We start from the raw sequence: 18,903 nt of genomic DNA, 5'->3' as shown, positions 1-18,903 counted from the left end.
GCTGTAATGTAATGATTTTCTATGCATCTTATATTGAAGCGACTGTTTCATGTCCAAGATACAATCAAAAACACCTATTAATCGAGAGAAGTGAATATAATACCGTTAAAAAACAAAACGATCTATGTGCTAAATGTTCATTTGTTTTTAAATTGCTGGGCAATAAGGAGTTATGTAACGGAGAGTTTATACTCTCCAGGATTCGAAGGAAGGTATGCGAAGTTTACCATACTTAGTCTTAAATCTGTGCTTAACATTACATAAAATAGGTTCAATAAATACATATTCATCAGATTCAGACTTTACATGTTTCATAGAGTGGAACTTACTTCGTTCCGCGTTCGGCATGAATTCCATAAATCCAGCTGCAGTTCCATCAGGATAAGACAGAAGGAATTTAATATCCTTCTTCGTGTAGCCGGTTATGAGAACTTCAGTGTAATCATAATTAATCACTTTCAGCCAATTATGTGAACGTTTATTGATCTCATAAGGGGAGCCAGCTTTCTTGATTACGATTCCCTCTAAATTCTTTTCTTTGGCCAGGTTGAAGTAAGCAAGACTGTTACCTTGAATTCCTTCGATAACACAAACATTTGGATGATTCAGTTCAAGTGAGTTCAGAACTGTCTTACGCTCAGTGAGCGGCTTAGCTGCTATTGACTGACCGTCTTTGTATATAACATCAAAGACACAGTAAACAATCTTATGGGCTGATTTTTTGGACATGAAACGTTCCATTACAGCCTCAAAGTCAGGAGCGCCACCTGGAGCAGCTACAATTACTTCACCATCGAGTACTGTTCCATCTGGAATATCTAAGTCCAAGAGTTCTGGAAACTTGCTTGTTACTTCGTTGTTGTGGCGAGTGTATAGCTTAATCTGATTATCAAATTTAGAAAGGATGAGTCTGATTCCATCAAATTTGAGCTCAGTGATATAGTTCTCGTCGTCAAATGGCTCTTTTATTGAATGCAATAGCATTGGCAATACAAACAAAATATCACCTCCTACTTAAAACATATTAGCTAAGAGAAGGTGATATATAAAGCGATATGGCAGTGGTACTTAATGGGATTCAATGAGCTCAGGTGAATTATTTTTAGGTGAATTCACTAATGATGAAACCTGATATGCTTCCATATCATCAGCATCATAAGGCAGCAGTAAGCTTTGCAGATAATCAGGATCAGTATTTTTAGGGTTAAGCCATTCCTTTTCGTTCTCATCAGTAAGAATAGCCGGCATCCGATCATGAATGTCTTCCATAAGTTCATTAGGCTTTGTCGTGATGATTGTACAAGTGTATAAAGGATTGCCTTCAGGTGTATTCCACTTCTCATATAAACCAGCAAAAGCAAAGAGATTGGATGATTTAAGTTTAATCCGCATTGGAATCTTAGTCTTTGGATCAAGGCGTTTCCATTCATAAAAACTGTCAGCGGGTATGATACAACGTTTGCTGACAAGTGGCTTTCGAAAGCTTGGTTTCTCGGCCAATGTTTCAGCTCGTGCGTTGATCATTTTATAACCGATCTTCTCATCTTTTGCCCAAGGAGGAATGAGACCCCATCTAAGTTTACCAAGACGGTTATTAGAGCCATCGTTGATTATTGTCAAGATGTTTTGTGAAGGAGCGACATTATAGCTTGGGTGATATTCATCTTCGGGTAAGAATTGATCTATATTGAATTGCTCAATGATGTCATCAAACTCAGAAAATAAAGTGAACCTGCCACACATGTTCATCATCCTTTAGGGTTTTTGAATATTGTACAGGCTTGGTACATGAAAATCAAAAAGGAGGAATGTGATGCTGCAGCAAACAGTTGAGGTTAAAGAAGTTGATGTGTTGATCAGGGGAATATGGAGAAAGAAAAAGTTCACCGATATTAAAAAGGGACAAACCTTTAAGATTGAGGAGAACGGAAGAACAAAGAAATACATAGCGAGAACAGATCCTTATTGGGATGACATGTATGAGACTTACATTATTGATTTGTTGGATAAAAATAAAATTAGAAGAAGTAAGTAAACAGAAATCTAGATAAAACAGAGATTTTAAAAAGATAAAAATAAAATTATAAAGGGGAATTTCTATGAAGCTAATTGGTATTAAAACAAATAACTGTTTTTTGGTGTCTGACAATATTGAGAGTAAGAGATATTTTCATAGTCAATTAGATGAATTACTTTTCGATGGGAAACGAGCAACTGAAACGTATAAGTCAGACTGGTTTAAGCTGGATAAGGAACCGAGTGTTATTGAAAAGCAAATGCCAGCTAAAAAAATCAATCATAGGTATGAATTAAAAGAGGGATTCCAGGAAACCGATCTGACACCACAAGTAATTAATGTTTCATACATAGATGAAGAAAGTGAATACTACGAAGTAAAAGGTCTATATGAATTGAAATTTGAAGAAGTCCCACAACAAAATGAAAAAATCGAGTTTGAAATGAACGTAATTGAAGAGATTGACGGAGAACTTAAGCTGCAAAGTCATAATTTTAACTTGAATTATAACTTACTGGATAGAATTCAAACTCATCCAATGCTTCTTGAAACAAAGCCGTGTTACTTGTCCCGAGAAGAAAGCTATAAGATTATCAGAAACCATATAAAAGCCAATATAAACCCTAAATTTGCAAGAGTCACGAGTGATTATGATTTCTGTTTTACTGTAGTCAAAGTTTTGGAACTTTACAAACCTCACGAGTATGTCGTTGATCTTAATGCAATGTACAAACGGAGAAAGCCTAAACTTGAGAAAAGATTTCAAACAAAGCGGGAAGTTGAAATTTACAAAGTTGCACCTAAAGCATATCAGAGCTACCCAATTGTAGAACCGTTTAGTGGAAAAGATGTTGAGGATTTGAAGAGTAATATTAAGAAATTTTTAGATTATCTTATGGCTAAAATCAATGAGCCTTTAGTCGAATGTAAATGTTGCAAAGGAAGAGGGGTTATCTTAAATGAAAATTAAATTGGACAAAGATTACATGATAAATGAATTGGGACTGCCGGAATCCTCAATTTTAGAAGAAATCACTGACACGTCTAGGTGGAGCATTCACTATAGAATTGTGTTCTCATATCAGGGGCGCTTTTTTGAAACTTTCTATAGCAAAGGTGCAACTGAAAACCAGTATGAAAGCCCTTGGGAATTTGAAGATCAAGTGGATTGTTATGAAGTGGAGTTAAAAGAAGTGAAGGTTAGAAAATGGATAAGAAAAGAATCTCAATAAAAACGATATTTTATTCGGATAAGGGGGTGGTACTAATGTGATTGCTTATAAGGTGAAAATAAAGAATAAAAATAAACTTATTTAAGGAGAGTTGTTGATTGTTAAAGTTTAAAAACAGAATAGAAGAAAAAGAGGTTAAGGGGGCAGAGAAGGCGAGCTTTGGCGGGCCTAACCTTCTCTACCGCACACTTCGCAAGGTTACGAAGCTATATAAGTATATCACAGACAAGAAGTCTTTTCCAATCCTAGTTACTTCATTGTTTGCATTGTTTAATCCCAATTCAGTTCTAGCTGCAGATAAGTATAGTAATTTTGAAGAGTTGAAAGAAAATGAGTCACCTTTGAGCTATAACATTCTAACTACCGATGTTGACAGGAGAGTGCTTATTCTGGCTCCCCATGGTGGAGGTATTGAAGGAGGGACTAGTGAGCTTGCAAGAGAATTAAGTAAGTCTTACTCTGCCTATCTATTTGAAGGTTTAAGGATACCAGGAGCTTCTGAGTTGCATATTACAAGTACGAATTTCGATGAACCTCAAGCTTTAGATTTATTGAGTAAGCATGATTTAACAATCTCAATTCATGGGTATGCATCAAGTAAGAAACACACTTTAGTTGGTGGGACAGACAGAGAAAAAGCAGCAAAGATCACATCATTACTTACCGATGCAGGCTTTTCTGCAGAATTGCTGTCTGAAGATTCCCGTTTAGCAGGCACAAATGAGCAGAACATTGCTAATAAAAATAGCACTGGTATGAGTATTCAACTTGAAATAAGCACTGAACAACGAAGAGAAATGTTTAATACTTTTACACTGGCTGGACGCAATGGAACGCAGAATCAAGTTTTTTATGACTATATTGCTGTTCTAACTAAATTCATTAATGAAAATGTGTATTGTATGGCCGGAGTAGCACCATGACATTGTTGAATAATACCTTACGATACTATGTTGACTTTGATCAGTGGGGAATAAATGCCTTTAACTCGAATCCAAATGAAACAACTAAAGGGTTTAATGAGGCTCTTTTATACGCATCAAAAAATAAATTCCCTATTGTGGAAATTCCAAAAGGCAATTTTATTATTGATTCAGTAAATACATTAAATCAACGAAATCCTGAAATTGGCGGGGGAATTAAAATCCCATCCAATATGGAGCTTCTTTTAGATCCAGAAGCAGTATTTCAAGTAAATCCTAATGGGTATCAAGGCTATTCTTGTTTTTATATCGGGCTTGTAGAGAACGTAATAATTAAAGGAGGTCGTATTATAGGTGACCGATATCAACATGATTATTCTCTAATTGATACCGATAGAAAAACACATGAATGGGGATTTGGAATACATGTTCATGGGAGCAAAAATGTTTTGATTGAAAATGTAAAAATCTCAGATTGTATTGGAGACAACATTTGGATTGCAGCACACGGAATGATGAATTACCCTGGGATGGTTTATACGCCTTCCAAAAGTGTGACCGTAAGAAAATGCGAACTAAAAAGAGGGAGACGGAACAATTTAGCTACTAACGGCTGTGAAGGATTATTGGTTGAAGACTGTGATATAGAGGAAGCTGGAGGAGATACAATTGGCCCACAACTAGGTATTGATTTAGAGGGCTACGGAGAAAACGGAAGAAAGTATGATCATCCTTATGAGTTAACGATATCGGATTGCAGGTTTAGAAAAAATGGTCGTGGTTCGGTTACTGCTCATACAAGCGGTAAAGTTTCCATCAAAGATAATTACTGTGACAATGTTATTTCATATGGCTACAGTACAGATGTGAGTATAAAGGGTAACAAGATAATAAATGAAGGGGACTCTAAGGAGTATGGAATAGACTCTGTAGGCGTTTCGAGCACTGAGACTGGCAACAGAATTCAAATAACTGATAACAATATTCAAGGGTTTAAAATAGGCATGATGATTAGAGGGAAAGGGGTATCGATTGATAATAATACCGTAAAGAACGCTTCAAATTGTGCAATAGCAACACATATGGCCGAAGATGTTTCCATTTCAAACAACAGAATACAGGACAGCGATTGTATTCAGATCCAGGTGAGGAATTCATCAGATATTAAAGTAAGCAATAATAAAGGGAAAGGAACAACCTCAGCATATGCGATTAAAGTGATGGATTCTAATGATGTCACCTTTATAAACAATAAGTTCTCCAATCTATATGGAGGTCTATATTGTGAAGGTCTCAATCCATCAGAATTAAGCTAAACGATTTCTTATTGAGTGGAAAAGGTTACGGGATATATTGGGATAAAGATTCAGAAGTCTTCCTAACAAGGAACGAGATATTTGAACCAAGAAATGTTGCAATTATGGGCGCAGCTGATATATACAATATCAGAATAAGTGATAACCAGATATATAATTGCAAATCAATTATTGCCATCCACTTAATAGGCGGTTCTGAGCATATGGTTAGAGGAAATGAAATCATGTTTAACAGAGATTCAGATCAAGGCTATGGGATATATTTAAACGGGACAAAAAAGGTTCGATTAATTAGGAATGATGTTCAAGGTATTGGCGCAAGAGTGCTTTCACATCCATATGCAACGTTTAATGCTTCCAGTACAACTTTAATACATAATACATACGACAGCGGCACACCTAGATTAGCCTTAGATGATACAGTAATCGATTATAAATAAAAAAACTAGACGAGAACACTTGTTCCCTTTATGTGTTTTGGTATATAATTTAGCAGTGCCAAAAATTTCAAAACAGGGGATGAGTATATGAGTGAGCAAAAGCTTAGAATCGGAGAAATACGGTATGAGGTTTTTGATGATTATGATCCATTTACAGAGGAGTATTTAGGAAAAAACCTAGCAAATGCTTATTTTATTGCTGAAATTAAAAAGGAAAATGTAGTGCAAGTAGGGAATAGGAAAATTAATTACTCAAGCGATGTTAAAATTGGTTTTGATGCTTTCGGGGAAGAAACAAAAGAGAAAATTAAAGAGCATCTTCTGGCTGCTTATAGTTTAATAGCTGAAGGGGCTAAGAATGATGGTCTGGTGGAATTTTAACTAGGGTCAAGCTGGGCTAATCTTGGACTAGCCCAGTTATCATACGGATAAAGGGGTTAACTGAATGCCAAACATAATTTCTAAAGAGCAAGATGAAGCAATTAAATACTTTAGAAACAAATTAAATTTATCAGACAAAGACTTATACATACCATTGATTAATTTTGAACTACTTAGAGACAAAAACGAACAATATGCGAACATTCTTTATGAGCTGTATAAAAATGACCCTTATTTGTTTATCAGAGCATTAAAAGAGGGATACGTGATTAATCAGCTAATTGAATTTGATGAGGCCATTGTACGTTTCTTTAATGGAGAAGAACTGGCTATTGTACATAAAACAACCGGCAGAAGATACAATGTAAATGTGAAAATGAAGCAGCTACCCGACGGATTTACATTGCAAACAATGGATGTATGGTTATGGAGTGAAATTGTTTAAATTTTATAAATTCATGATATAATTCTCTTTAATCCTAAGGGAGAGTATTAAAATTGTTTTGGGGGTTAAAAAGTGATTTATATTATTGGGGGATGAGCTAATATGGAAGTTAGAGTCGGAGGTTGATCAACTCAGGAGCTGCCATTGTGTGGCTCCTTGGCCCTTATAACTCAATAAAATTATCATTTTATTTTAATTTCAAAAGGAATTGTTAAGTTTTCCCCCTCATGGTAATATATTATTGAATTAATGATTCTTTTTTACTATAGGGGGATAAACAACATGGATCATGAGGCTACAGGGGAGTTACCTTTAGAAAAGCCAAAGAAAACTAAAAAAGTTATTTGGATTGTTTCAGTTTGTGCGGTGGTTGCACTTATAATTGGAGGAATCTATGGCTACCAAGTTTACAAAAAGAACAAAAAACTTGAGCAGCTAGAAGCATATTCTAAGAAAGAAGAAAGTCTTGTTACTGATATGACTTCCTTAGGTGCAAGTTCAGAAGAAATAATTAATGAAGTTGAGACAACATGGCATGATGTTATTTTTAATGACCTACATAAAGTAAATGGAACATATGTTAGCGATTTTAATGATGCATTAGTTCAGCTTTACGCAGGTTATGAAGATGAAGGCAAGATTTCAGATTTAGAAGATACTCAAGAGACAATTGAAAAGCAGATTAAATCAATGAAGAATCATCCTTCTGAGTTCGATGATAATTATGATTATCTGCTTGATATATATAAAAACGTAAAGCAATTGTCTGATTTGGCTATTGAACCAAAGGGAAGTCTTGAGACTTACAAACAAGAGGCATTGGATACCGACAATGCTACTTCATCTGCAATGGATGAATACGATTTGAAGAAAGTAACCTTTAAAGAGCTTAAAAAGAAATATGAATAACTTTGCCCAAGGTGTTCCGTTTAGAACGGAACTTCTCTTGAAAATTATTTAGAATAAAAATAAAATTACTATTGACGATATTGTGAGCGTGATGTAAGATAAGAATATCCCACAGAGAGAAAGGAGGTCGTAAAGTGAAAAAGGAATTGAAGATATTAAAAATTAACCCATCAGCAATTGAAGCATATAGAAATGATGTTAAAAGGAATTATGACATTGAAGAAGACCAGGCTAGAAGAAAATTAACAAGGAATGTAATGTTGGTAAAGGAATTTAGGCCTGAAGGAATTAAGAAAGGTTTTATTTCAAAGACATATTCATATGGAAATCTAAAGATTACTGTAAGACATAATACGATCATTAAAGTAAGAAACATTAAAGGCGATCCAGAGCCTTGGCATTTTCCTAAAAAGAGATACATAGAGCTAAACAAACTACTTGGTATTAGAGATTGTAAGTTTAGCAGCAAGTCTAATTATAGAAATAATAAGAATAAAAATAATATCACTAAATTACGGAGGAATAGTGTTGAGCAAACTTCAAAATAAATTTGAATTTATTGGTAATGTATTCATTTCAAACGACAAAGAGAAATTTCATGAGGTAAAGGAATTTGATAGTGGCTGGGTTAAGAATAGATTAAGCTTTGTAGTTCAAGAATCTAAAACCAATAGCGTATTTGTTGAGTTGGAAGGTGGTTATTCAAAAAGTAAACCCAATAAAGTCTACTCTTTCAGTAAGGGAACAGAAAATAAAAAAGGATCTAAACTTGAAATTCCGTGGGAAGATCGGTTAAAAGATGAAACTGTAAATATGGTTGCTGATTTTTCAAAAATTATTATTGATTTTAATGATGAATCTGTAAAAGAAAAATTAAATGACTTGAGATATAAATTGAGAGGTTTAGATAATAAAGACTCGTTAACTGAAGAGGAAAAGAAATCACGTTCAAAACTCCTGGATGAATATAAAGAATTAAACGTAAATGGAGCAGAATTCATCCACGAATATGATGCAATTCAATTCCTATCTGAAAACCTAGAAAAGTATAAGGATAAAAAATTCAAGATTACAGGAAGTGTTGAATATAACACTTGGAAAGGCCGTAATTTTAGAAAGTTTAAAATCCAAACAATTGAAATTGTAAGCAATGATACACCATCACAGTTAAGAGCTAATTTGGATGTGTTTTATACAAATGATTCACTGGATGAAACATCATTTGATGAAGAAAAAAAGTACTTCATTGATGCATATGTGCTTAGTTATGACAATCAGGCGAAAAGGGATCGTTTCTTTCCACAACAACTTGTAATCAATGCGAAAAAACTTGATTTCAATAATGAACTTCATTTGAAGAGATTAGAATTACTTAAGAACTTTTTTAAAGTAGATGAGGATGGAGTTTATCACCTACTTTGGGAAGTTAACATTTTTAGAGGAGCAGATGAAGTAGATTTTACTGAAGATGATCTTTCTCCAAACCAAAAAGAAATGATTGCACTCGGTTTAAATACATTGGATGATTTTAAACCTAAAGGGGGAATGTTAGGAGAATCCCGTGAAGAAAACCGACTTTTAAAACCTATTTTAAAAAAGGTCAATGATTCCAATGACTTTACAGAAGGTGCATTAACAAGCACCTATGAAGTTGAAGATTTAACATATATTCCGCAGCAAGCTCAAAAAACTGCCCCATCAGAAGGTAAAGAAGAAAGTAAAGTAACTGAAGAAGAAAAAGATAATGCATTTGATGATTTATTTGCTTAAATGAAAAATTGATTTTACCTCAGTATCGTTATTACATAATACATAAGGAGTTGTCACATATGGCAAGAAAATTCGGTAAAAAGAATAAAATTAAAGTTAGTCCATTGGACTATAATATTGGACTTATTGGTGAATCAGGTATCGGTAAAACCACTCTAGCCAAAGAAGTATGTGAAAAATTAGTTGGAGAAGATGGTTATATGATTCTCAATATTGGAAAAGAGGATGGCGTTGATGCTATTCCCAATGCTTCTTATGAAGATGTCCCTGATTGGATAACTTTTAATGAAATCACTAAAGATATTATCAAAAACAGAACAACAGACTATGCCGATTTAAAGGTTTTAGTATATGACACATTTGATGAGCTTATTAAAATCACAGAACCAGAGGTTATTCGATTACATAATAAAGCCAATCCTGAAAAAAGAGTAAATACAATCAAAGCTGCTTTTGGGGGGTTTCAAGCAGGGGAAGATAAAGCTATTGAATTAATTCTTGATAAGATGTGGGAACTAAAAAAAGTGGGTATCAGCATGTTTATCTTAGGTCATACAAAGAAAAGAACAATGACTGACGTAGTTACAGGTCTAGAATATGACATGTTAACAACAAACATGACCCATAAGTACTTTAATGCAATTAAGACAAAGCTCCACGTTTTAGGAGTCGCTTCCATTAATCGTTCAATTGAAAAGAAAACAATTAAGCAAAAAATTGGCCCAGACAAAACAATTGGAACAGTCGTGGATGAATCACGAATTATTACGTTCAGAGATGACAACTTTAATATCGATTCTAAATCTAGATTCTCAGATATCACACCTTCAATTGCTCTAGAAGACAATGAGTTTATCAAAGCTATTCAAGAAGCGATTCATTTAGCTTTTGATAAACAAAAAAATAACACTAACAATTTCGAGGAAGAAAGAAAAGAACAAGAGCAACTTAAAGAAACTAAAATTCAGAATGAAGCTAATAACTCTTCATTTGTTGATCAAGAAGAGAATGAGAAATTAGCAGACGAAATCAAAAAACTGTTTCCAAATGCCAGTGATGAGGCAAAAGAGAAGATGAAACAAATCATGGATCAGTTTAAAATGAAGGATTTCAAAGGCGTAGACACTATACCAACTAATGCATTTGAAAAGATAGTCGATGCGTTGTCTAACTAAACACATATAAGGGGAGCTTAGCTCCCCATTAAATTAATTAGGGAGTGTTTTCTTGGCTAGAAAGTGTGTATGTCAATTATGTAAAGCAAATGGAACAGTAGATGTTTTTTATAAGGTTACTGATACAAAAGGTAGGAATAAATATTATTGCAACCAAGATGAATATGAAAACTTTAAAAATGAAAAGCTAAAACGCAAAAATCTTTTATATTACCTTTCTAAAGAAGTACTCCACTATAAGGATGGACAAGTGCTGCCACCTGTTTTTCTAAAGAAGATAGGTGAACTTAATAAGTTTTATGATTATGAAGTGATACAAAAATGCTTTGAGAAGAACCAAGAAACAATTCAATATTGGTTGATCAACAAAGAATTTAACAATGAATTTGGAATGATCAGCTATATTTTTAAGATCATAGAAAGTAATATCAATGATTTCTATAAGGTATGGTCTCTGGAACAAAACCGTAAAAATAAAGAAGAAAATAATCAAATTGATATAACAATTATGAATCAATTTAATGATTCAAAACCTTCATCTTTGAAACAAAATAATTCCGCGAAAAATATAACAGCGTTTCTTGATGAGGAGGATAATTATTGAACAACTTAGATTCATATCCAGCTAAACTAGTGGAAAATAGAGGACAAATTGAAGGAAGTTTTATATTTTGCTTATGGAAAAATCCTGACTTATATGAAGACTATAAAGATGAAGTTAGAGCAGACAGAGATTTTTTGACGGATGATGGTAAGTTTTATTACTCTCTTGGTTTGGAACTGAGTAACATGAATTACAAAAGCTTTGATGATGCAAGTGTTTTCAGCTATATAGAAGGTAAAGAAACATTAAAGAACTGTTTTATCCGAAGGGGTGGTATGAAAACTGTAGATGAGCTCAAAAACGTATTGAACGATGAAAACGTTGATACCTATTATGATGAGCTTATTAAATATAATATGCTGCTCAAGCTTCATGATAAAGGATTCAATGTAATACATGAACTTGAAAAATTCAAGAAAATGACAAGTCAGCAATTATACAGTTACTTTGAATTTCAATTAGATAATGTTTTCTTAGGTCGAGGATCTGGAGTGAAAATTGAAGAGCTCGACTTGGATGATAAGTTTATTGAATCTATTGAAAACGGCGAAGAAATGGGATTGAGTTATGCAGCTGCATGTCCTTTATTAAATTATCATACGCTCGGTCTTCATAAATCCAATGTTCAAATTTTTGCTGGGTTCAGTGGAACTGGTAAAACAAGCTTTTGTGTATCTTCCTATGTCATGTCAATTTTAGATCAGGGAGAAAAGATAACGATTATAGCCAATGAAATGAACAAGAGAGCTTGGCAACACATGTTTATGGCCACAATATTAAGTCATAAACTTGGTTATTATGGTTTACCTCGGAAGAAACAAAAAATGGGTAATTTAAAACAAGAGCAGAGAGAAATGCTGCAAAAAGCAGTTGAGTACTATGAGAAACATTATAAAGGACGCATTAAGTTTGCAAAGATTTATGATTACAGCATAAATGATGTAAAAAGAATTATGAGAAGAATGGCAAAACAAGGATTCGGATACATGCTTTACGATACATTTAAAGCAGAAGATGCTTCTTCTAATAATGTAACAGGGGAACTAATTGAAGCTTCAAAACAGCTCTTACAGGTTGCAGAGAAGGACGACATTTGTGTCATCATTACAATGCAATTAGCAATTTATATGGAAAACACGAGATATCTAACAGCATCTTGTCTTTCCAATGCCAAGGCAGTAAAAGAAATTGTATCGGAGTTAGTACTTACAAGACCATTATGGGATGACGAGTTTCCAGGCGGAAAGTTTGATGTTAAACCATATAGATTTAAAAAAGACTCTTCTGGAAAGTATACAAACATTAAGGAAGAAATTCAGTTAGATACAAACAAAAAATATAGGTTATTCTTTTTGAACAAGACACGGAATGATGAAGGAGATACAGTGTTACTTTATCAATTCGATGGTGCCTGGAATAAATGGATTGAACTTGGCTATTGTACCCCTAAGCATCAGCGAACATCAGAGCGGACATGATTACCAAAGGAAGGTGAGATCATGGACGTATATAATCTTAAAAATCATATTATCGAAAAACCAGAATACATAGAGCTTATTTTAGAAGAGACAGGTTTTTATAATATCGATAACAGAGGAAACGAATATAGGTGTGCAAGAAAAGAGGGAAGAAACCCGACTTCAGTTAAAATCAATAAAACAACTTTAAGTGCGACATGTTACTCAACGAATTTAAATGGCGACTTAATTACACTTGTTAAGGACAAATTAGGTTTAACTTTTCCTAAAACAATTAACAAAATAGCTGAATTAATTGACTACAAAGATGAAGAGCAGTATGAGCCACCTAAGATTCCCTTTGGAGGATTTTATAAGAAGATAAGGAAATTTAACAATCCCATCGATATAGATCTTGAAACATATTCTGAAGACATATTGGATCAGTTTGAACAAGTTCCAAATATGTTATTTTACGAAGATGGCATTTTACCAAAAACTCAATCTGTGTTTCAGATTGGCTATGATAGTGTTACGGGAAGAATCACCGTTCCTTGGAAAACATTTAGTGGTGAGTTATGTGGTGTTATGGGACGTTTAAATAAAAAGACCATTAGTGAAGATGAGACCAAGTGGTTACCAATCATTCCTTTTCCCAAGTCTAAAACGCTGTATGGATTTGTTGAGAATTACAGTTCAATTAGAGAAAAAGGAATAATAATGCTTGGTGAGTCAGAAAAACATACTATGGCTTTATCCAGTAAAGGTTTGAATGTTGGAGTTTCATTAGGAGGTAGCTTCTTAAGTGAAGTTCAAGCAAATAATATAAAATCGATGTTTCCAAAGAAGTCATTAATAATGATGGATGAAGGGCTTGATGAAGAACATAGTTTAACAATTGCTAAAAGTCTTAAGTTTGAAAACTTTTTCAAGAATGAGGTTGGATACATATTCGATCGAGAGAACAAGTACCTCCCGAAAGGTTCAAAAATGGCTCCGGCTGATCTAGATAAAATGAGTCTTGAATGTTTAATAAGAGACTGTACGGTGTGGATATAAAAGAGGGGATGATTGATTGAAAGATAAATTAAATGAACTAAGGGAACAAGGAAAAAACATTTATTCCTTTTCCAAGCTTGGAACTTTTAATAACTGTGAATACGAATATTACAATACATACGTTTTGAAAAAGAAAGGTATCGATAACATATATACCCTTATGGGGTCTGAATTACATAATGGAATTGAGAAGATTTATAAAAATGAATTAGACATTAAGAAGTTTAAAAAAGACTTTGAAAATAGATTAATTGAATTAGAAATGAATGGAGTTAGTTTTCCAAGTGAATCAATCGGAGACAGCTGGAAAGCTGATGTCGGTCATTTCATGAACAACTTCAATAAGATCGACAGTAAAATGATTTTAGAGAAGCTAATGGTATTTGAAATCGCAGAAGGAATTTACCTTCAGGGTTATGTGGATGCTATTCTTCCAAGTGAAAAAGGTAAGCCGTATGTAAGTATTTATGACTGGAAGACATCAAGTAAATTTACTGGAAAGAAACTTAATGAGGCAGGAAGACAATTGTTAATGTACAAGTTTGCGCTTGAGCAAACAACAAATTTAAAAGTGGACAAAATCCTGTGGTTCATGGTGAAGTATGTATATGTTTGTACACATGGAAAAACCAAAGTAATAAAGAAAATGTGTAACAGAGGTAAATGGGTCAAGGAAATGCGCAAGCAACTGGAAAAACAAATGAAGAACCTCAGATATGACGACTTTGAAATTGAGCTAATGTTAGATAATGCAGTAAAAGAAAACAACCTAAACAGCTTACCCGAAGAGGTTAAGAATAAGTTTTGGCTCGAAGATTGTACAGTTGAATATGAGGTCACAGATGAAAAGGTTAATGAGTTGAAGAACTATATTACTGAGACTGTTGAGAGGATCGAAAATAAAGATCATGAAGATGAGAAGCAATGGCAGCCAGTAAAAATAAATAAATATAATTCCTTTTACTGCAGTGTATTATGTGGACATCGTAAAACATGTAAGTTCTATAAAGAGTTTTTAGAGTCAAATAAATTTGAGAAAAAGAACAAAACTGATATGTTTGATAACTTATTTTCTTAGGAGGATTTAATGAGAAAAATATTCTATGACTTTGAAGTCTTCAAGCACGACTGGATGGTTGTCTTGATTGATTATGATACTAAAAAAGGAAAAGTTATCGTTAACGATTCAGAAGAACTTAAAAAGTTTTATAGGATGTTTAAAGAAGATATTTGGATTGGTTATAACTCAAGAATGTATGATCAATATATTCTCAAAGGAATCTTATTGGGGATGAATCCTCACTTTATCAGTACTAGAATCATTAAGGATAATGTAAAAGCATTTAATGTTGTTAGAGAAGCATATAAGATTCCTTTAAATAACTTTGATATAACAACGGGCTTTCATAGTTTAAAGCAGCTTGAAGGTTTTATGGGATCAAGAATCAAGGAGTCATCTGTACCCTTTGATATTGACAGAAAGTTAACTGAGGAAGAGATAAGGGAAGTAATTGATTATTGTATTCATGACGTGAAACAGACTATTGAAGTATTTGACAATAAAAAAGAGGAATTCGAAAGTCAATTGGCATTAATCGAAGCGTTTAATCTAAAGATGTCTATGTTCACAAAAACAAAGGCTCAATTATCAGCATTTATACTAGGAGCTGAAAAACAAGGTAATCGAGGAGATGAGTTTAACCTTGTGTTCCCGGATACTTTGAAGATTGAAAAATACAAACATATTGTGGATTGGTACAAGAATCCTGAGAATCTGGATTATTCTAAAAAGCTTGAGGTTGATGTTGCTGGTGTTCCTCATATATTCGCATGGGGTGGTTTACATGGAGCACGTCCAAAGTACAAAGACGAGGGAATTATTTTATGTTGCGATGTAGCATCTCTGTATCCCTCAATAATGATTGAATATGGTTATATAAGTCGTAATGTAACAAATCCATTAAAGTATACGGAGATTAGAGATACCCGTTTAGATCTGAAAAGAAAAAAAGATCCTAAACAAGCTCCTTATAAGATCGTTTTAAATTCAACTTATGGAGCTATGAAGGATCAGTATAATCCTTTGTATGACCCTTTAATGGCTAATAATGTGTGTTTAGCAGGACAGTTATTGTTGTTATATTTAATTGAAAAAATTGAGCCGTATTGTAAGTTGATTCAGTCAAATACAGATGGTTTGTTCATGAAAGTCGAGAAAGAATCTGATATTGATTTGATTAAGGATATTGCTAAAGAATGGGAAACAAGAACTCGTTTAGACTTGGAGTGGGATGTTTATGAAAAGATTTATCAAAAGGACGTAAACAATTACATTATTATTGATAAAGATCAAAAGTATAAATCCAAGGGGGCATATGTAAAGAAACTTAATAACCTGGATTATGACCTGCCTATTGTTAACAAAGCAATGATTGAGTACTTTACAAAAGCAATTCCAGTTGAGGAAACCATCAATGGATGTAATGAACTTAGAGAATTCCAAAAGATTTCTAAGGTTTCAAACAAGTACATGTATGCTCTCCATGGGGAAGATAAGTTACCTGAAAAAGTATTGAGAGTATTTGCTTCTAAAGAAGAGGATGCCAAAGGTGTATTTAAAGTGAAAACAGAAGATCGTATTGAGAAGATTGGTAATACTCCACCTCGCTGCTTTATTAATAATGATAACATTAAAAACGAAAAGGTTCCTGATTATCTTGATAAAGAATATTATATTGAAATGGCCAAAAAACGTATCAATGATTACCTTGGCATATCGAACAGAAAGAAAAAAGCAAAGAAAGAGAAGTGATACGCATCAACATTAAGGATAAAAATAAAATTATATTATATACATCGAAAACTAAATGTGCTATGATGATTTTAATCCCATTGGTTACCTTTTCATACATAAGTGCTGAGCAACATTATTTAGATACAGGAAACAATAAAAACTCTATAAAAGAATCATTTTATGGAAAACCAAAACAAATCAACTTACCTCAACACAAGAATCAGGTGCTAAATAAGTTCGCTGAAGTTGCTAAGAAACAGAAAGCTAAACAAGAAAAGCGGCGAGATGATATTCTTAACGCAGCTATTATTAAACCCAAACCAGTGAAAAAGAAAAGTATCAAGAAGGGAGGTGAGGGTAAGAACAAGAATGAACAAATAAAGAATAAAAATAAAATCACACATGAAGAAAATGATGATGCTAGGACACTAGATATCGAATTTAGCGCATATGTTGCTAACTGTACCGAAGGCTGTACCGGTCGAACCAAAACTGGCGTAGATGTAACACAATCAATTTTTTACAAAGGTTATAGAGTAATAGCTACAGATCCAAGTATTATTCCACTTAACTCCGTAGTATTAATAAAAGTAGGAGGGAGTTCATTTAAGGCCATAGCCATTGATACAGGTGGAGCGATTGTTGGCAATAAAGTGGACTTGCTGGTATCAAATGAACAGGATGCAATTAACTTCGGAAGACAACATGGAACGGTTTCAATTATTAATTAGGGGGTATTAAATTGCCTAAATACTGGAGTTATCCTGTTGGACTAGCTGTAGAAATTAACAATAATGCACGATATGGCTGTCCTCATCATGTTGGAAGAAAAGGAAAGATTATTGAGCATTTGCATTCAGCTACATATGACTATGCAGTTAGCGATGAAACAGGTGACATTACTTACTTTAAAGAACATGAATTAACGCCACTAAAGGGAGGTTTAACTTATGTTTAAAAAAGGTCAAAAGGTAATTGTTGATTTTACAGATGAGATTGGAGCTGTTGCGAAAGTTGATTATCGATACAACCAGGTAGAAGTAGAGTATCCTGATGGCACTTACCAGGTTGTCGGATTTCATAAAATAAGAAAGGTGGAGGATTAATGGCATTAATTATCTTGGAGGGGCCTGATTGCTGCTTTAAATCAACAGTTGCAGCAAAGCTAAGCAAAGAACTGAAGTATCCAATTATCAAAGGTTCAAGCTTTGAGTTGGCCACAAGCGGGAATGAGAAATTATTTGAGCACTTTAACAAATTAGCTGACAAGGACAACGTGATTATTGACAGGTTTGTTTATTCTAACTTGGTATATGCAAAGAAATTCAAAGATTACTCAATCCTTACAGAACAACAACTTAGATTTATTGAGAATAAAATTAAAATGAAAGCTAAGGTTGTATACTTACATGCTGATCCAAACATTATTAAAGAACGGCTAAGCGTGCGGGGAGATGAGTATATAGAAGGAAAAGATATTGATTCAATTTTAAACTTATACAGAGAAGTTATGAGCAATGCTGGATTACATACATATTCATGGGATACTGGACAATGGGGCAGCGATGAGATCGTAGAGGATTTGATTCAATTATTTGAGTAAAACAAAAAGGGAAGGAGTGAACTAACACTCCTTATTAAACTAACGTGCTTCTACTGTAATTTTATAAATAACATAATTGCCGTTAATGTCATAAGCGTAAACCACTGCTGTACCTAATGTTGAGTGAGAAGAAACAACACCACTGGAACTAATGCTAATGAGGTTGCTTCCAGATACTATTTCCCATCGGGTGTAACCTTTTAATAGAGATACGTTAGAGTTTCTTAGCATGCGGTAATCAACTGTGCTAATCGGATTACCTAGTTGTTTAACTTGGTCAAATGATTTGACAGGCGTTAGGGCTGAAGCTTGTGATGTGAAAGCAGGAAGAGCCAGAGTGGTTAGAGATAAGGCAGAAACAATCAATCCTTTGTAAAACTTTTTCATAAGAATTGCCCCCTAAATTTTGATTGTGATTACAACTCTAGTCTAGCATGTTAAATATTTGAAATGTGTGAAGTGTTTGTGAAACTGATTATTTATCAGAAAGGGTGGAGAAGGGTTGCTTAAATTAAAATTTAGAAATCAAACACTGGAATTGCGTAGAAAAATGTCCTTACAATTACACCGTTTATTAGAAGACATGGCAGCTTGGTCATTTAATGAAAATGAAGCTCAAAAATATATTGATGAATATGGATTAGAGTTAGTTGAGAAGAGTGTAGACAATAAATTCAAGCTTCAAATAGTAGACAAGAATAAAAATATTTGGGGCGAATTAAAACCCAAAGAGCCAGGGTACATTGGATATTTTGTACAGACTAAATAAAAGATCAAT

At 33.7% G+C, this 18,903-nt stretch carries 23 protein-coding genes and 1 pseudogene; 21 read left to right on the top strand and 3 right to left on the bottom strand.

Features of this window, described 5'->3' with window-relative positions; all coding sequences use genetic code 11:
• Positions 1-186: 186 nt before the first annotated feature.
• Both ACZ07B_RS01180 and ACZ07B_RS01175 read right to left on the bottom strand, forming a co-directional pair.
• Positions 187-999: an ATP-dependent DNA ligase gene (locus tag ACZ07B_RS01180; protein ID WP_464876799.1), complete on the bottom strand. Its 813-nt coding sequence runs from the start codon at positions 997-999 to the stop codon at positions 187-189.
• 69 nt (positions 1,000-1,068) lie between these two features.
• The gene (locus tag ACZ07B_RS01175) at positions 1,069-1,743 is read right to left on the bottom strand and encodes an SOS response-associated peptidase (RefSeq protein WP_464876798.1); all 675 of its coding nucleotides are present in this window, start codon (positions 1,741-1,743) and stop codon (positions 1,069-1,071) included.
• 70 nt (positions 1,744-1,813) lie between these two features.
• Between ACZ07B_RS01175 and ACZ07B_RS01170 the strand changes: the two genes are divergently transcribed.
• From ACZ07B_RS01170 to ACZ07B_RS01075, 20 genes and pseudogenes are all read left to right on the top strand, one after another.
• A complete protein-coding gene (locus ACZ07B_RS01170) occupies positions 1,814-2,035 on the top strand; it encodes a hypothetical protein (protein ID WP_213385415.1) in 222 nt (73 codons plus the stop codon).
• A 64-nt stretch (positions 2,036-2,099) separates the two neighbouring features.
• Complete coding sequence (locus ACZ07B_RS01165; RefSeq protein ID WP_464876797.1) at positions 2,100-2,987, top strand: hypothetical protein; 888 nt, start codon at positions 2,100-2,102, stop codon at positions 2,985-2,987.
• Positions 2,977-3,249: a hypothetical protein gene (locus tag ACZ07B_RS01160; protein WP_243572707.1), complete on the top strand. Its 273-nt coding sequence runs from the start codon at positions 2,977-2,979 to the stop codon at positions 3,247-3,249. The genes ACZ07B_RS01165 and ACZ07B_RS01160 overlap by 11 nt, the downstream gene beginning before the upstream one ends.
• 98 nt (positions 3,250-3,347) lie before the next feature.
• Complete coding sequence (pghZ, locus tag ACZ07B_RS01155; protein WP_086343966.1) at positions 3,348-4,172, top strand: gamma-polyglutamate hydrolase PghZ; 825 nt, start codon at positions 3,348-3,350, stop codon at positions 4,170-4,172.
• Positions 4,169-5,928 (top strand): annotated as a pseudogene (locus ACZ07B_RS01150) (right-handed parallel beta-helix repeat-containing protein). The gene pghZ and the pseudogene ACZ07B_RS01150 overlap by 4 nt, the downstream one beginning before the upstream one ends.
• Positions 5,929-6,015: 87 nt before the next feature.
• Entirely contained in the window at positions 6,016-6,309 is a 294-nt protein-coding gene (locus tag ACZ07B_RS01145) for a hypothetical protein (protein WP_464876796.1), read from the top strand.
• A 64-nt stretch (positions 6,310-6,373) separates the two neighbouring features.
• Positions 6,374-6,754 carry a hypothetical protein gene (locus tag ACZ07B_RS01140; protein WP_464876795.1) on the top strand — a complete coding sequence of 127 codons (381 nt, stop codon included), beginning with the start codon at positions 6,374-6,376 and terminating at the stop codon, positions 6,752-6,754.
• A 282-nt stretch (positions 6,755-7,036) separates the two neighbouring features.
• Positions 7,037-7,663: an ETRAMP family protein gene (locus ACZ07B_RS01135; protein WP_268296388.1), complete on the top strand. Its 627-nt coding sequence runs from the start codon at positions 7,037-7,039 to the stop codon at positions 7,661-7,663.
• A gap of 134 nt (positions 7,664-7,797) precedes the next feature.
• Entirely contained in the window at positions 7,798-8,211 is a 414-nt protein-coding gene (locus ACZ07B_RS01130) for a hypothetical protein (RefSeq protein WP_268277282.1), read from the top strand.
• The gene (locus ACZ07B_RS01125) at positions 8,192-9,433 is read left to right on the top strand and encodes a hypothetical protein (protein ID WP_268296386.1); all 1,242 of its coding nucleotides are present in this window, start codon (positions 8,192-8,194) and stop codon (positions 9,431-9,433) included. The genes ACZ07B_RS01130 and ACZ07B_RS01125 overlap by 20 nt, the downstream gene beginning before the upstream one ends.
• 59 nt (positions 9,434-9,492) lie before the next feature.
• Complete coding sequence (locus ACZ07B_RS01120; protein ID WP_464876794.1) at positions 9,493-10,608, top strand: AAA family ATPase; 1,116 nt, start codon at positions 9,493-9,495, stop codon at positions 10,606-10,608.
• A 52-nt stretch (positions 10,609-10,660) separates the two neighbouring features.
• The gene (locus tag ACZ07B_RS01115) at positions 10,661-11,212 is read left to right on the top strand and encodes a hypothetical protein (protein ID WP_268296381.1); all 552 of its coding nucleotides are present in this window, start codon (positions 10,661-10,663) and stop codon (positions 11,210-11,212) included.
• Positions 11,209-12,690 (top strand): DnaB-like helicase C-terminal domain-containing protein, encoded by a 1,482-nt coding sequence (locus tag ACZ07B_RS01110; protein WP_464876793.1) that lies wholly within the window; start codon positions 11,209-11,211, stop codon positions 12,688-12,690. Before ACZ07B_RS01115 ends, ACZ07B_RS01110 begins: the two co-directional genes overlap by 4 nt.
• A 21-nt stretch (positions 12,691-12,711) precedes the next feature.
• Positions 12,712-13,728, top strand: coding sequence for a hypothetical protein (locus tag ACZ07B_RS01105; RefSeq protein WP_268296378.1), 1,017 nt, complete (start codon positions 12,712-12,714; stop codon positions 13,726-13,728).
• Positions 13,729-13,744: 16 nt separating this feature from the next.
• Complete coding sequence (locus tag ACZ07B_RS01100) at positions 13,745-14,806, top strand: PD-(D/E)XK nuclease family protein (protein WP_464876792.1); 1,062 nt, start codon at positions 13,745-13,747, stop codon at positions 14,804-14,806.
• A 9-nt stretch (positions 14,807-14,815) separates the two neighbouring features.
• Positions 14,816-16,540 (top strand): hypothetical protein, encoded by a 1,725-nt coding sequence (locus tag ACZ07B_RS01095; protein ID WP_464876791.1) that lies wholly within the window; start codon positions 14,816-14,818, stop codon positions 16,538-16,540.
• Positions 16,537-17,253, top strand: a complete 717-nt coding sequence (locus ACZ07B_RS01090) for a 3D domain-containing protein (protein ID WP_464876790.1) — start codon at positions 16,537-16,539, stop codon at positions 17,251-17,253. Before ACZ07B_RS01095 ends, ACZ07B_RS01090 begins: the two co-directional genes overlap by 4 nt.
• An 11-nt stretch (positions 17,254-17,264) precedes the next feature.
• On the top strand, positions 17,265-17,480 hold the full coding sequence (locus ACZ07B_RS01085; protein ID WP_019712328.1) for a YorP family protein: 216 nt from the start codon (positions 17,265-17,267) through the stop codon (positions 17,478-17,480).
• The gene (locus ACZ07B_RS01080; protein WP_268276827.1) at positions 17,473-17,628 is read left to right on the top strand and encodes a hypothetical protein; all 156 of its coding nucleotides are present in this window, start codon (positions 17,473-17,475) and stop codon (positions 17,626-17,628) included. The genes ACZ07B_RS01085 and ACZ07B_RS01080 overlap by 8 nt, the downstream gene beginning before the upstream one ends.
• Positions 17,628-18,125 carry a nucleoside/nucleotide kinase family protein gene (locus ACZ07B_RS01075; RefSeq protein ID WP_464876789.1) on the top strand — a complete coding sequence of 166 codons (498 nt, stop codon included), beginning with the start codon at positions 17,628-17,630 and terminating at the stop codon, positions 18,123-18,125. The genes ACZ07B_RS01080 and ACZ07B_RS01075 overlap by 1 nt, the downstream gene beginning before the upstream one ends.
• 39 nt (positions 18,126-18,164) lie before the next feature.
• On the opposite strand, the gene ACZ07B_RS01070 is transcribed toward ACZ07B_RS01075, so the two are convergent.
• Complete coding sequence (locus ACZ07B_RS01070) at positions 18,165-18,512, bottom strand: BLB8/JUQZ-1 family protein (RefSeq protein WP_464876788.1); 348 nt, start codon at positions 18,510-18,512, stop codon at positions 18,165-18,167.
• A 115-nt stretch (positions 18,513-18,627) separates the two neighbouring features.
• On the opposite strand from ACZ07B_RS01070, the gene ACZ07B_RS01065 reads away from it, so the two are divergent.
• Complete coding sequence (locus tag ACZ07B_RS01065; protein WP_464876787.1) at positions 18,628-18,894, top strand: hypothetical protein; 267 nt, start codon at positions 18,628-18,630, stop codon at positions 18,892-18,894.
• Positions 18,895-18,903: the final 9 nt, after the last annotated feature.

The sequence above is a fragment of the Bacillus sp. 9.4 genome (genome assembly GCF_055486415.1).
This window is presented reverse-complemented; position numbering and strand designations above follow the sequence as displayed.

What these genes read in the sequence shown, in the direction of transcription:
- ACZ07B_RS01095 (WP_464876791.1), top strand. Translation starts at nt 14,816, where the DNA reads ATGAGAAAAATATTCTATGACTTTGAAGTCTTCAAGCACGACTGGATG.
- ACZ07B_RS01170 (WP_213385415.1), top strand. Translation starts at nt 1,814, where the DNA reads ATGCTGCAGCAAACAGTTGAGGTTAAAGAAGTTGATGTGTTGATCAGG.
- ACZ07B_RS01105 (WP_268296378.1), top strand. Translation starts at nt 12,712, where the DNA reads ATGGACGTATATAATCTTAAAAATCATATTATCGAAAAACCAGAATAC.
- ACZ07B_RS01175 (WP_464876798.1), bottom strand. Translation starts at nt 1,743, where the DNA reads ATGTGTGGCAGGTTCACTTTATTTTCTGAGTTTGATGACATCATTGAG.
- ACZ07B_RS01145 (WP_464876796.1), top strand. Translation starts at nt 6,016, where the DNA reads ATGAGTGAGCAAAAGCTTAGAATCGGAGAAATACGGTATGAGGTTTTT.
- ACZ07B_RS01135 (WP_268296388.1), top strand. Translation starts at nt 7,037, where the DNA reads ATGGATCATGAGGCTACAGGGGAGTTACCTTTAGAAAAGCCAAAGAAA.
- ACZ07B_RS01080 (WP_268276827.1), top strand. Translation starts at nt 17,473, where the DNA reads ATGTTTAAAAAAGGTCAAAAGGTAATTGTTGATTTTACAGATGAGATT.
- ACZ07B_RS01165 (WP_464876797.1), top strand. Translation starts at nt 2,100, where the DNA reads ATGAAGCTAATTGGTATTAAAACAAATAACTGTTTTTTGGTGTCTGAC.
- ACZ07B_RS01140 (WP_464876795.1), top strand. Translation starts at nt 6,374, where the DNA reads ATGCCAAACATAATTTCTAAAGAGCAAGATGAAGCAATTAAATACTTT.
- ACZ07B_RS01075 (WP_464876789.1), top strand. Translation starts at nt 17,628, where the DNA reads ATGGCATTAATTATCTTGGAGGGGCCTGATTGCTGCTTTAAATCAACA.
- ACZ07B_RS01070 (WP_464876788.1), bottom strand. Translation starts at nt 18,512, where the DNA reads ATGAAAAAGTTTTACAAAGGATTGATTGTTTCTGCCTTATCTCTAACC.
- ACZ07B_RS01120 (WP_464876794.1), top strand. Translation starts at nt 9,493, where the DNA reads ATGGCAAGAAAATTCGGTAAAAAGAATAAAATTAAAGTTAGTCCATTG.
- ACZ07B_RS01160 (WP_243572707.1), top strand. Translation starts at nt 2,977, where the DNA reads ATGAAAATTAAATTGGACAAAGATTACATGATAAATGAATTGGGACTG.